Raw genomic sequence first — 12,157 nt, 5'->3', positions numbered from 1 at the left:
TCACACCTCCCTGGAGTCCGAGCCGGCGGCGACGTTGGCCGGCTCCCGCTCGGCGACCACGCGCTTGGTGCGCGGGCTCGGTGGTACCTGCAGGTCCATCGGGGGCAGCGGGAAGCTGCCGTGCGGGCGGCTGTTCACCTGTTCCTGGAGCGTCGGCTTCGGCTCCCGCTTGCGGCTCGGCCAGAGGAGCGTGGCCAGCAGCAGCACGCCCGCGCCGATCGCGGTGGCGAGCAGCCGGTCCCGGGCCTGCCAGTCCTCGATCGAGCGCAGCCCGGACAGGACCAGGATCCAGACCAGGTTGATCGGGAGCAGGACCTTCCAGCCGAAGCGCATGAACTGGTCGTAGCGTAGCCGGGGCAGCGTGCCCCGCAGCCAGACGAAGACGAAGACCAGGATCAGCACCTTGCCGAAGAACCAGAGCATCGGCCACCAACCCGAGTTGGCGCCGGCCCAGAAGGTGGTGATCGGCGCCGGCGCCCGCCACCCGCCGAGGAAGAGCGTGGTGGTGACCGCGGACATGGTCACCATCGCGACGTACTCGGAGAGCATGAAGAGCGCGAACTTCAGCGAGCTGTACTCGGTCATGAAGCCCGCGACCAGCTCCGACTCCGCCTCGGGCAGGTCGAACGGCGCCCGGTTGGTCTCACCGACGGTGGCGATGAAGAAGATGATGAAGCTGGGCAGCAGCAGGATCGCGTACCAGCCGGGGGCGGCGACCTCCCAGCCGCCGAGGCTCAGCCGCGTGCCGTGCGCCTGGGCGGCGACGATCCCGCTGGTGGACATCGTGCCGGCGGTCATGAACACCGCCACGATGCTCAGCCCCATCGCGACCTCGTACGAGATCATCTGGGCGCTGGACCGCAGGCCACCGAGCAGCGGGTACGTCGAGCCGGAGGCCCAACCGCCGAGCACGATGCCGTAGATGCCCATCGAGGAGCAGGCGAGGATCACCAGCACCGCCACCGACACGTCGGTGACCTGTAGCGGCGTGTGGTGGCCGAAGATGCTCACCATCGGGCCGAACGGCACCACCGACAGCGCGGTGACCGCGCAGATCACCGAGATGGTCGGCGCGAAGAAGAAGACCACCTTGTCGGCCGTCCGCGGGAGGATGTCCTCCTTGAAGGCCATCTTCAGACCGTCGGCGAGCGTCTGCAGCAGGCCGAACGGGCCGACCTGGTTGGGGCCCGGCCGGACCTGCATGTAGCCGACGACCCGGCGCTCGAACCAGACGCCGAGCAGCGTGGCCAGCAGAGCGAAGACGAAGGCGAAGACGATCTTGCCGAGGACCAGCCACCACGGGTCCTTGCCGAAGTCGGCCAGGGTCGGGTCCTGCGCCGCGAGGTAGAGGTTCACTGCGCCCACCTTTCGTCCGCGCCTGCGGGGCTCACCCGCTGCGCTCGTTCACTCCTCGCGCTCACTGGGCACTCCCGGTGTTGAGGAGCGGACCCGGCTGACCCGCCACGTCCGCGGCGACCGGACCGGTCGCGGCGGGCGCGCTGAGCCGTACGACCGTGCCGGACGTCGCGCCGAGGCTGCGCCGCACGGTCGAGCCGGGTGAGTTGGTCGGCAGCCAGACGACGCCGTCCGGCATCTCGGTGAGCTCCGCCGGCAGGGTGACCGCGCCGCGGTCGGTGCCCACCGTGACCGGGTCACCGTCGGCGACGCCGATCGCCTCGGCGGTGCCCTTGCCCAGCCGGACCACCGGCGGGCGGGCGGTGCCGGCGAGGTGCTCGTCTCCGTCGGTCAGGCTGCCCAGGTCGATCAGCTGGTGCCAGGTGGCCAGCACCGCCTCGCCCGGGCCGGGCTGCGGCACCGTGGCCGGCTCGACGGACGGGGCGGCCGGGCGGTCCACCCGGGTCGGCGGCAGCGCACCCAGCTCCCGGCGGACGCTCATCACGTCGCCGGTGCCGAGCCGGACGTCGAGCTGCGCGGCGAGCGCGTCGAGCACCCGGCCGTCGGTCATCGCGGCGGTCTCCAGCACCGCCTCGAAGGTGCGCAGCCGGCCCTCCCAGTCCAGGAAGCTGCCGGCCTTCTCGACCACCGGGGCGACCGGGAAGACCACGTCGGCCCGGCGGGCCACCGCGCTCATCCGGAGCTCCAGGCTGACCAGGAACGGCACCGCGTCGAGGGCCCGCTCGGCCAGCCGCGGGTCGGCCAGGTCGGCCGGGTCGACGCCGGCCACCACCAGCGCGCCGAGCTGGCTGTTCGCGGCGGCGGTGAGGATGCCGTCGGTGTCCCGGCCGGCCTGGCTCGGGATCACCCCGGCCGCGATGTCCCACGCCTCGCCGAGCTCGGCCCGGGCGGCCGGCTCGGTGACCAGGCGGCCGCCGGGGAGCAGGTTGGGCAGGCAGCCCGCGTCGACCGCGCCGCGGTCACCCGCGCGTCGCGGCACCCAGGCCAGCTTCGCCCCGGTACGCCGGGCGACGCCCGCCGCGGCGGAGAGCCCGCCCGGCACCGCGCCCAGCCGCTCGCCGACGATCAGGATGGCGCCCGGCGTGCTCAGCGCCTCGGCGACCGTGGCGTGCTCGGCCAGCACGCTGGCCTCCTCGCCCGGCACCACCCGGGCCAGCTTGGCCCCGAGCTTCTCCAAGCCGCGGGTCGCGAACGGCGCGATCGCGTAGACCGTGAGTTTCTTCTTCAGGTACGCCTTGCGCAGCCGCAGGAAGAGGATCGGGCACTCCTCCTCCGGCTCCAGGCCGACCAGCACCACCGCAGGCGCGTTCTCCACGTCCGCGTAGCTGACCTCGGTGACCCCGGCGACGTTGCTGGCCAGGAAGTCGGCCTCCTCGCGGGAGACCGGCCGGGCCCGGAAGTCGATGTCGTTGGTGTTCAGCGCGACACGGGCGAACTTCGCGTACGCGTAGGCGTCCTCGACGGTCAGCCGGCCGCCGGTGAGCACCGCCGTGCCCTGACCGCCGTCCCGGGCGGCGCGCAGCCCCTCGGCGGCGCGGGTCAGCGCCTCGCTCCAGGAGGCCTCGCGCAGCTCACCGGTCCGCTCGTCGCGGACCATCGGGGTGGTGATCCGGTCGAAGGCGCGGGTGTACTGGAAGCCCCACCGCCCCTTGTCGCAGTTCCACTCCTCGTTCACCGCCGGGTCGTCGCCGGCCAGCCGGCGCAGCACCTTGCCGCGCCGCCAGTCGGTGCGCTGGGCGCACCCGGCGGAGCAGTGCTCGCACACGCTGGGGCTGGAGACCAGGTCGAACGGGCGGGCCCGGAACCGGTACTGCGCGCCGGTCAGCGCGCCCACCGGGCAGATCTGCACCGTGTTCCCGGAGAAGTACGAGTTGAACGGCACGTCACCGCTGTCGTCCCCGGACTCCACGCCGTACGCGTCGTCCCGGTAGATGTTGATCTCCTCGGCGGACGACCGGCCCATCAGGTCGATGAACTTGTCGCCGGCGATCTCCTCGGAGAACCGTGTGCAGCGCTGGCAGAGCACGCAGCGCTCGCGGTCGAGCAGCACCTGGGTGCTGATCGCCATCGGCTTCTCGTACTCCCGCTTGTGCTCGTGGAAGCGCGAGTCTGTCCGGCCGGTGGACATCGCCTGGTTCTGCAGCGGGCACTCGCCGCCCTTGTCACACATCGGGCAGTCCAGGGGGTGGTTCAGGAGCAGCAGCTCCATCACCCCCTCCTGGGCCTTCTTCGCGACCGGGGAGGTGAGCTGGGTGCGGACCACCATGCCGTCGGCGACCGTCTGGGTGCAGGAGGCGACCGGCTTGCGCTGGCCCTCCACCTCCACCAGGCACTGCCGGCAGGCGCCGGCCGGGGCCAGCAGCGGGTGGTCGCAGAAGCGCGGGATCTCGGTGCCGAGCTGCTCGGCCACCCGGATCAGCAGCGCACCCTTGGGGGCGGTGACCTCGACGCCGTCGATGGTGAGGGTGACGGTCTCGGTCTGCTTTGCTACGTCCGTCATCAGTGGGCTCCAACCAGCTGCTTGTCGGAGAGCTTCGGCGCGGTACGTCCCTCGATGTAGTCGAGGTAGTCCTGCTTGAAGTACTTCAGCGACGAGGTCACCGAGCTGGTCGCACCGTCACCCAGGCCGCAGAACGAGCGGCCGAGGATGTTGTCGCAGGTGTCGAGCAGCGTGTCCAGGTCCTCGTGGGTGCCCTGGCCGGCGAGGATCCGCCGGTAGACCCGGACCATCCAGTAGTTGCCCTCGCGGCACGGGGTGCACTTGCCGCACGACTCGTGGTGGTAGAACTCCAGCCACCGGTAGGTCGCGTAGACCGGGCAGTCCTGGTCGGAGAAGATCTGGGTGGCCGTGGTGCCCAGGATCGAGCCGGCCGCCGCCACCCCCTCGAAGTCCAGCGGGACGTCCAGGTGCTCGGCGGTGAGCAGCGGGGTCGACGACCCGCCCGGGGTCCAGAACTTCAGCTCGTGCCCGGGCTGCATGCCGCCGGCCAGCTCGATCAGCTCGCGCAGCGTGATCCCCATCGAGCACTCGTACTGCCCGGGGTTGGCGATCCGGCCCGACAGCGAGTAGATCATCGGCCCGGAGGACTTCTCCGTGCCCATGGTCTTCCACCAGTCCGCGCCGCCCAGCACGATGTACGGCACGCTGGCGATGGTGCCGACGTTGTTGACCACGGTCGGGCTGGCGTACAGGCCGTGGGTCGCCGGGAACGGCGGGCGGAGCCGGGGCTGGCCCCGGAAGCCCTCCAGCGAGTCCAGCAGCGCGGTCTCCTCACCGCAGATGTACGCCCCGGCGCCGGAGTGCACGACCAGCTCCAGGTCGAAGCCGCTGCCCTGGATGTTCCGGCCGAGGTAGCCCTTGGCGTACGCCTCCTGGACGGCGTTGCGCAGCCGGCGCGCGGCGTGCACCGCCTCGCCCCGGATGTAGATGTAGGCGCGGTTGGCCCGGATCGCGTACGACGCGATGATCACGCCCTCGACCAGCGAGTGCGGGTCGTGGGTCATCAGCGGCAGGTCCTTGCAGGTGCCCGGCTCGCCCTCGTCGGCGTTGACCACCAGGTAGTGCGGCTTGCCGTCGCCCTGCGGGATGAACCCCCACTTGAGACCGGTCGGGAAGCCGGCGCCGCCGCGACCGCGAAGCCCGGAATCCTTGATCAGCTGGATCAGGTCGTCCGGGTGGGCCTTGAGCGCCTTGCGCAGGGCGGCGTAGCCGTCCAGCTTCTCGTAGGTGCCGATCCGCCAGGCGTCCGGCGACAGCCAGCGCTTGGTCAGCACCGGCGTCAGCTTGGCCAGCGTCTCCCGTCGAGGCGTCACTTCTGTGCCTCCGCTTCCTTGAGGTTGCGCTCCTGCGCACCCGCTTCGTCGCCGGCGGGCTTGCCGTCGCCGGCCGGCGGGTTGGCCGCCGCGCCGGCGGCCTCCGCCTTCTGCGCGTCGCGCGGCGCCGGCGGCGTGCTGTCCGCCGGGACCTTGGTGCCGGGCGCGTCCGGCACGGCGGTCCGCGCGTCCGGCTGCCGGGTCTCGGCGGTACGCACCTGCGGCGACTTGCCGTCCGGCGCCTTCACGTCCGGGGCGGTGCTGCCGGTCGCCGCGGCGGCGGGAGCCGGCTCGCCGGTGCCCGCGTTGCCGGCCGTACCCGTGGTGGGCTTGGCGCCGTTGCCGTTCGCGGCCTTCGCGGGCTCGGGCTTGGCGGCCTCCGCGGCCTTCGCCTTCGCCGCGGCCTGGTCGGCCTCGGCCTTGCTCCGGATCGGGGTGTTCGGGTCGAAGCCCGGCACCGCGATGCCGTGCTGCTCGGCCAGGCGCAGGCCGCGCAGGGTCGCCTCGCCCGGGCCGCCGTCGGCGACCGCGCCCTCCCGCTCGTCGGCGAAGCCGGCGAGCTGCACCGCCATCTCCTTCAGGGTGCAGAGCCGGGCGCCCCGGGTCGGCATCGGCCGGCCGCCGGCGCGCAGCTCCTCGACGACGCCGAGCGCGCCCCGCGGGTCGACGCCGTCGAAGAAGTCGTAGTTGACGGTCATCACCGGGCCGTAGTCGCACGCCGCCAGGCACTCGGCGTGCTCCAGGGTGATCTTCCCGTCGGCGGTGGTCTCGTCGTGCCCGACGCCGAGGTGCTCGGCGAGGGTGTCGTAGACCTCCTGGCCGCCCAGCACGTTGCACATCGTGTTGGTGCAGACGCTGACCAGGTAGTCGCCGGTCGGCTTGCGCTTGTACATGGTGTAGAAGGTGGCCACCGCGCCGACCTGGGCCTTGTTCAGCCCGAGCACCTCGGCGCAGAACTCGACGCCGGCCGGGGAGACGTAGCCCTCCTCCGACTGGACCAGGTGCAGCAGCGGCAGCAGCGCCGAGCGGGACCGGTCCGCCGGGTACCGGGCGATGATCTCCCGCGCCCGCTCCCGGGTCTCTTCAGTGAATACGGTCATCGGTCACAACCACCCATCACGGGGTCCAGCGAGGCGCCACCGGCGATCACGTCGGCGATCAGGCCGCCCTCGGCCATCGCCGGGAGGGCCTGGAGGTTGACGAAGCTCGGCTCCCGGTAGTGCACCCGGTAGGGCCGGGTGCCGCCGTCGGAGACCGCGTGCACGCCCAGCTCGCCGCGGGGCGACTCGATGCCGACGTACACCTGGCCCGGCGGGACCCGGAAGCCCTCGGTGACGAGCTTGAAGTGGTGGATCAGCGACTCCATCGACTGACCCATGATCTTGGCGACGTGCTCCAGCGAGTTACCCATGCCGTCGACGCCGATGGCGAGCTGCGCCGGCCAGGCGATCTTGCGGTCGGCGACCATCACCGGGCCCGGCTTCAACCGGTCGAGGGCCTGCTCGACCAGCTTCAACGACTCCCGGATCTCGGCGAGCCGGACCAGGTAGCGGCCCCAGACGTCGCCGTCCGGGTGGGTCGGCACGTCGAACTCGTACGTCTCGTAGCCGCAGTACGGCATGGTCTTGCGCAGGTCCCAGGCGAGACCGGCGGAGCGGAGCACCGGGCCGGTGACGCCGAGCGCCAGGCAGCCGGTCACGTCCAGCACCGCGACGCCCTTGGTCCGCTCGGTCCAGATCGGCTGGCCGGAGAGGAGGTCCTCGTACTCCTTGAGCTTCTTCGGCATCATCTTGAGGAAGTTTCGGATCTTGACGATCGCGTCGTCCGGCACGTCCTGCGCCACGCCGCCCGGCCGGACGTACGCGTGGTTCATCCGCAGGCCGGTGATGGTCTCGAAGATGTCGAGGATGTGCTCCCGCTCGCGGAAGCCGTACAGCATGATCGAGATCGCGCCCAGCTCCATGCCGGTGGTGGCCAGCCAGACCAGGTGCGAGGAGATCCGGTTCAGCTCCATCATCAGCACCCGGATGGTGTTCGCCCGCTCGGTCACCTCGTCGGTGATGCCGAGCAGCTTCTCCACCGCCAGCGCGTACGCCGTCTCGTTGAACAGCGGCGCGAGGTAGTCCATCCGGGTCACGAAGGTCGAGCCCTGGACCCAGTTGCGGTATTCCAGGTTCTTCTCGATGCCGGTGTGCAGGTAGCCGACGACCGAGCGGGCCTCGCGGACCGTCTCGCCCTCCAGCTCCAGGATCAGCCGGAGCACGCCGTGCGTGGACGGGTGCTGCGGACCCATGTTGACGACGATCCGCTCGTCGTTGATCGGGTCGGTGCCGGAGACGACCTGGTCCCAGTCCCCACCGGTGACGGTGAAGACCTTGCCCTCGGTGGTCTCGCGCTCGGTCGCGTAGTTCGACGTGGTCACTGGTAGGACCTCCTACGGTCCGGCGGGGGGATTTCCGCACCCTTGTACTCGACGGGGATGCCGCCGAGCGGGTAGTCCTTGCGCTGCGGGTGCCCCTCCCAGTCGTCCGGCATGAGGATCCGGGTCAGGTTGGGGTGGCCGTCGAAGACGATCCCGAACATGTCGTACGCCTCCCGCTCCTGCCAGTCGGCGGTCGGGTAGACGGCGGTGACGCTCGGCAGGTGCGGGTCCTCGACGGAGACCGCGGCCTCCAGCCGGACCCGGCGCCGGTAGGTCATCGAGGTGAGCTGGTAGACCACGTGCAGCCGGCGCTCGTCCGCGCCCAGGTAGTCCACCCCGGACACCGAGGAGCAGAGCTCGAAGCGGAGCGCCAGGTCGTCCCGCATCACCTGGCAGACCTCGGCGATCCGCTCGGGGCGGACGTGCAGGGTCAGCTCGCCACGGTCGACGACGACCTTCTCGATCGCGTCGCCGAAGGCGGGGTACGCCTCCTCCAGCGCGTCGCGGACCTCGTCGAAGTAGCCGCCGTACGGCCGGGGGGTCTCCTCGACCGGCTTGCGCTGGCGGACCAGGCCGCCGTAGCCGGAGACGTCGCCGGTGCCGTGCATGCCGAACATGCCGCGCCCGGCCGGGCTGGCCGGCGGGAATTCGGCCGGGGCTCCGCTGGTGGCGCCGGCCGGCGTGGTCGGCACCGGCACGCCGCCGTTCGCCTTGTTGTCTGGTGCGGTCACTTCTTCACGCCCTCGTGCGGGTGGAGGTGGTTCTGAGCGTTCATCCAGTTCTCGATCCGCAGCTGCTCCTCGCGCCCCTCGCGGACCGCCTTCGTCCACTCGGCACGCCGGGCCTTGTCGTTGCGGTACGACGACGGCATCGAGCCGTACGGCACGACGGGCACGTCACCGCGCTCCTTGCGGGCCTCCAGCATCTTGCGGCCGTTCGCGCCCAGCGGCTCGTACATGATCTTCTCGCGGAGCTTGAGGATCGCGTCGATGAGCATCTCCGGCCGGGGCGGGCAGCCCGGGAGGTACATGTCGACCGGCACCACGTGGTCGACGCCCTGGACGATGGCGTAGTTGTTGAACATGCCGCCGCTGCTCGCGCAGACGCCCATGGAGAGCACCCAGCGGGGCTCGGCCATCTGGTCGTAGATCTGGCGCAGCACCGGGGCCATCTTCTGGCTCACCCGGCCGGCGACGATCATCAGGTCCGCCTGCCGGGGCGAGGCACGGAAGACCTCCATGCCCCAGCGACCCATGTCGTAGTGCGGACCACCGGCCGCCATCATCTCGATGGCGCAGCAGGCCAGGCCGAAGGTGGCGCCCCAGACGGACGACTTCCGCGACCAGTTGACCAGCTTCTCCACGGAGGTGAGCAGTACGCCGGCGGGAAGCTTCTCCTCGATACCCATCTGCCGTGCCTCCCTCAGTCCCAGTCCAGGCCGCCGCGCCGCCAGACGTAGGCGTAGGCGACGAAGACCGCGACGATGAACATGACCATCTCCACGAAGCCGAAGATCGGCAGGGCGTCGAAGGAGACCGCCCAGGGGTAGAGGAAGATGATCTCGATGTCGAAGACGATGAAGAGCATCGCCGTCAGATAGAACTTGACCGGGAACCGGCCACCGCCGACCGGCTGCGGGCTCGGCTCGATGCCGCACTCGTACGCCTCGAGCTTGGCTTTGTTGAAGCGCCGGGGACCGGCGAAGCGGGCGGCGGCCACGGAGAACAGCGAGAACCCCGCGGCGAGGGCGAACAGCCCGATGATCGGTGCGTAAGGCGAGAGCGACATCTTTTCTCCTGCTCGTCCTTCCCCTGCCCCTGGTGCTTGGCGAAAATCACACTATTCACGTCCCCCGTGACGGCTGCCAGCGGGGGGTCGATCTTTGTCCTCGTCCGGGGCCGTCGCCGACCCCGGACGTGGCGGTCTAGACGGCTGGTGCCACCTTCGTCATCGCGTTGATGACCCGGTCCATCGAGTCGCCGCCGCGCGGGTCGGTGAGGTTCGCCAGCAGCTTGAGCACGAAGCGCATCAGCGTCGGGTGCGGCATGCCGTGCTTGGTGGCCATCCGCATGATCTCCGGACGGCCGATCAGCTTCACGAAGATCCCGCCGAGCCGGTAGTAGCCGCCGAAGCGGGCCTTCAGCTCCTGCGGGTACGCCATCAGGGCCCGCTCCCGCTCCGCGCCGGCCGGCCGGGCGAGCGCCTGGACCGCGACCTCGGCGGCCAGCTCGCCGGACTCCATCGCGTACGCGATGCCCTCGCCGTTGAACGGGTTGACCATGCCGCCGGAGTCGCCGACCAGCATGACCCCGCGGGTGTAGTGCGGAACCCGGTTGAAGCCCATCGGCAGCGCGGCGCCGAGGACCGGCCCCTCCGCGTTCGCCTCGTCGGTCATCCCCCAGTCCTCTGGGGTGTTGGCCAGCCAGTCGGTGAGCAGCCGCCGGTAGTTGGTCTTACCGAAGGCGGAGGAGGAGTTCAGTACGCCGAGGCCGACGTTGACCCGCCCGTCGCCCAGGCCGAAGATCCAGCCGTACCCGGGGAGCAGGTTGTCGCCGCTGTCCTTGCTGCGCAGCTCCAGCCACGACTCCAGGTAGTCGTCGTCGTGCTTCGCGGGCGAGCGGTAGTAGCGCCGGACGGCCACCCCGATCGGCCGGTCCTCCCGCTTGGCCAGCCCGAGGGCGAGCGGGAAGCGGCCGGAGACGCCGTCCGCGGCGACCACCAGCGGGGCGTGGAAGGTGGCCGGCTCCTTCTCCGGGCCGACCTCGGCCTGCACGCCGATCACCCGGTCGTCGGCGTCGAGCACCGGGCCGATGACGTTCACGCTGGTGCGCAGCTTCGCCCCGGCCGAGACGGCACGCTGGGCGAGCAGGTCGTCGAAGTCCAGCCGGGTGCGGACCAGGCCGTAGTTGGGGAAGCTGGCCAGATCGGGCCAGTCCAGTTCGAGGCGTACCCCGCCGCCGATCACCCGCAGGCCCTTGTTGTGCAGCCAGCCGGCCTCGGGCGAGGTGTCCACGCCCATCCGGATGAGCTGCCGCACGGCGCGCGGGGTGAGCCCGTCGCCGCAGACCTTCTCCCGGGGGAACTCGGTCTTCTCCAGCAGCAGCACGCGCACGCCGTGCTGAGCCAGGTGGTACGCGGTTGCCGATCCTCCGGGACCGGCGCCCACGACGATCACGTCGGCGTCGTTCTCCACCGCGGTCATCCGCGCCTCCTCCCGCATGCTCGTGAAATGCTTCACAAGCCGATCGGGTTGGAGTCTATGACCGGCGTTACACCCCGGGCCGGTGAGGGGTACCTAACTTGCCGGAAACAGGCCGGTGGGGGCCCACCTCGGCGTCAGGGGCGGGTGGGGGCGGCGGCGTCCAGACCGGCATCCGTCCGGATCGTCTCGGGGAGGTGGTCCCGCAGCGCGCCCCCGGCGGCGCGGTCCAGCGCGGCGAGTACCTCGGCGACCACCTGACGGACGTCGGCGGGATCGGCGCCGGCCAGCTCCTTGAGCTGCGCGATGAGTTCCGCGGCGTCGTCGTCGGTGGCCGCCCGCGCGGCCGCCTGGTCTGGTCCCGTCATGGGGCGAGCCTACGGGACAAAGTAGACAAAAAACGGATATTCACGAAACAACCGCTTTACGCGGCGGCGCAGCCCCGCGACGCCGCGTCGGGTCAGTCGCGGATCGCGCGGTGCAGCGCCACCACGCCGCCGGTGAGGTTCCGCCACGCCACCCGGCCCCAACCGGCCGCGCCGATCCGCGCCGCGAGAGCCGCCTGGTCGGGCCAGGCGCGGATCGACTCGGCGAGATAGACGTACGCGTCGGGGTTGCTGGAGACCGCGCGCGCCACCGCCGGCAGGGACCGCATCAGGTACGACAGGTAGACGGTCCGGAAGGCCGGGTTGACCGGGGTGCTGAACTCGCAGACCACCAGCCGGCCGCCCGGCCTGGTCACCCGGGCCAGCTCGTGCAGCGCGGCATCGGTGTCGGTGACGTTGCGCAGCGCGAAGGAGATGGTCACCGCGTCGAAGCTGGCGTCGGCGAAGGGCAGCTTGAGGGCGTCCCCGGCCAGCAGCGGCACCTGCGGGCGGGTCCGCTTGCCGGCGTGCAGCATGCCCAGCGACAGGTCCGCGCCGACCGCGTACGCCCCGGAGTGGGCCAGCTCCTCGGTGGAGACGCCGGTGCCCGCGCCCACGTCCAGCACCCGCTCGCCGGGGCGCAGGCCGAGCGCGGCCCGGGTGGCCCGCCGCCAGAACCGGTCCTGCCCGAAGGAGAGCACGGTGTTGGTCAGGTCGTAGCGGGCCGCCACGCCGTCGAACATCGCGGCGACCTCGTGCGGCTGCTTGTCCAGGCTGGCGCGCTGGCCCTGCGGGGGACGACTCACCCCCCCACTCTGCCAGCCGGTCCCCGACCCACGATCGACGGGTGCCGGTCCGGCCGCGGGCCCGACGATGACAGCAGGGGCGGGATGGTGACCCATCCCGCCCCTGCTGCCGTGCGTTATGTGAACGGCCCTCGCG

The 12,157-nt window shown here is 71.4% G+C and carries 11 protein-coding genes; all 11 read right to left on the bottom strand.

The genetic code is table 11. The annotated features are described in order from the left end of the window. The 11 genes from nuoH to ACTWO6_RS01805 all read right to left on the bottom strand — a co-directional run bounded on the left by nuoH (nt 1) and on the right by ACTWO6_RS01805 (nt 11,958). Nucleotides 1-1,356 (bottom strand): NADH-quinone oxidoreductase subunit NuoH, encoded by a 1,356-nt coding sequence (gene nuoH / locus ACTWO6_RS01855; RefSeq protein WP_446217902.1) that lies wholly within the window; start codon nt 1,354-1,356, stop codon nt 1-3. A 61-nt stretch (nt 1,357-1,417) separates the two neighbouring features. Further along, nucleotides 1,418-3,916, bottom strand: a complete 2,499-nt coding sequence (locus tag ACTWO6_RS01850; RefSeq protein WP_446217901.1) for an NADH-quinone oxidoreductase subunit G — start codon at nt 3,914-3,916, stop codon at nt 1,418-1,420. Continuing rightward, entirely contained in the window at nt 3,916-5,229 is a 1,314-nt protein-coding gene (gene nuoF, locus ACTWO6_RS01845; protein ID WP_446217900.1) for an NADH-quinone oxidoreductase subunit NuoF, read from the bottom strand. Before nuoF ends, ACTWO6_RS01850 begins: the two co-directional genes overlap by 1 nt. After that, nucleotides 5,226-6,329, bottom strand: coding sequence for an NADH-quinone oxidoreductase subunit NuoE (gene nuoE, locus ACTWO6_RS01840; RefSeq protein WP_446217899.1), 1,104 nt, complete (start codon nt 6,327-6,329; stop codon nt 5,226-5,228). Before nuoE ends, nuoF begins: the two co-directional genes overlap by 4 nt. Then, entirely contained in the window at nt 6,326-7,651 is a 1,326-nt protein-coding gene (locus ACTWO6_RS01835; RefSeq protein ID WP_446217897.1) for an NADH-quinone oxidoreductase subunit D, read from the bottom strand. The genes nuoE and ACTWO6_RS01835 overlap by 4 nt, the downstream gene beginning before the upstream one ends. Next, on the bottom strand, nt 7,648-8,382 hold the full coding sequence (locus ACTWO6_RS01830) for an NADH-quinone oxidoreductase subunit C (protein ID WP_446217896.1): 735 nt from the start codon (nt 8,380-8,382) through the stop codon (nt 7,648-7,650). The genes ACTWO6_RS01835 and ACTWO6_RS01830 overlap by 4 nt, the downstream gene beginning before the upstream one ends. Continuing rightward, on the bottom strand, nt 8,379-9,059 hold the full coding sequence (locus ACTWO6_RS01825) for a NuoB/complex I 20 kDa subunit family protein (RefSeq protein WP_089011625.1): 681 nt from the start codon (nt 9,057-9,059) through the stop codon (nt 8,379-8,381). Before ACTWO6_RS01825 ends, ACTWO6_RS01830 begins: the two co-directional genes overlap by 4 nt. A gap of 14 nt (nt 9,060-9,073) precedes the next feature. Further along, nucleotides 9,074-9,439: an NADH-quinone oxidoreductase subunit A gene (locus ACTWO6_RS01820; protein ID WP_130330841.1), complete on the bottom strand. Its 366-nt coding sequence runs from the start codon at nt 9,437-9,439 to the stop codon at nt 9,074-9,076. Between the two features lie 136 nt (nt 9,440-9,575). After that, complete coding sequence (locus ACTWO6_RS01815) at nt 9,576-10,853, bottom strand: geranylgeranyl reductase family protein (protein ID WP_446217895.1); 1,278 nt, start codon at nt 10,851-10,853, stop codon at nt 9,576-9,578. A 134-nt stretch (nt 10,854-10,987) separates the two neighbouring features. Continuing rightward, nucleotides 10,988-11,218, bottom strand: coding sequence for a hypothetical protein (locus tag ACTWO6_RS01810; protein ID WP_446217894.1), 231 nt, complete (start codon nt 11,216-11,218; stop codon nt 10,988-10,990). A 92-nt stretch (nt 11,219-11,310) separates the two neighbouring features. Further along, the gene (locus tag ACTWO6_RS01805) at nt 11,311-11,958 is read right to left on the bottom strand and encodes a demethylmenaquinone methyltransferase (protein WP_446220527.1); all 648 of its coding nucleotides are present in this window, start codon (nt 11,956-11,958) and stop codon (nt 11,311-11,313) included. Nucleotides 11,959-12,157: the final 199 nt, after the last annotated feature.

It is taken from the genome of Micromonospora sp. IBHARD004, assembly GCF_052814115.1.
The sequence above is the reverse complement of the archived record's forward strand: the minus strand, read 5'-3'. Positions and strand labels throughout refer to the sequence as shown.

Excerpts from the sequence above, each read along its gene's own strand:
- ACTWO6_RS01805 (WP_446220527.1), bottom strand. The coding sequence starts at position 11,958 with ATGTTCGACGGCGTGGCGGCCCGCTACGACCTGACCAACACCGTGCTC.
- nuoE (WP_446217899.1), bottom strand. The coding sequence starts at position 6,329 with ATGACCGTATTCACTGAAGAGACCCGGGAGCGGGCGCGGGAGATCATC.
- ACTWO6_RS01850 (WP_446217901.1), bottom strand. The coding sequence starts at position 3,916 with ATGACGGACGTAGCAAAGCAGACCGAGACCGTCACCCTCACCATCGAC.
- ACTWO6_RS01820 (WP_130330841.1), bottom strand. The coding sequence starts at position 9,439 with ATGTCGCTCTCGCCTTACGCACCGATCATCGGGCTGTTCGCCCTCGCC.
- ACTWO6_RS01815 (WP_446217895.1), bottom strand. The coding sequence starts at position 10,853 with ATGACCGCGGTGGAGAACGACGCCGACGTGATCGTCGTGGGCGCCGGT.
- ACTWO6_RS01810 (WP_446217894.1), bottom strand. The coding sequence starts at position 11,218 with ATGACGGGACCAGACCAGGCGGCCGCGCGGGCGGCCACCGACGACGAC.
- ACTWO6_RS01825 (WP_089011625.1), bottom strand. The coding sequence starts at position 9,059 with ATGGGTATCGAGGAGAAGCTTCCCGCCGGCGTACTGCTCACCTCCGTG.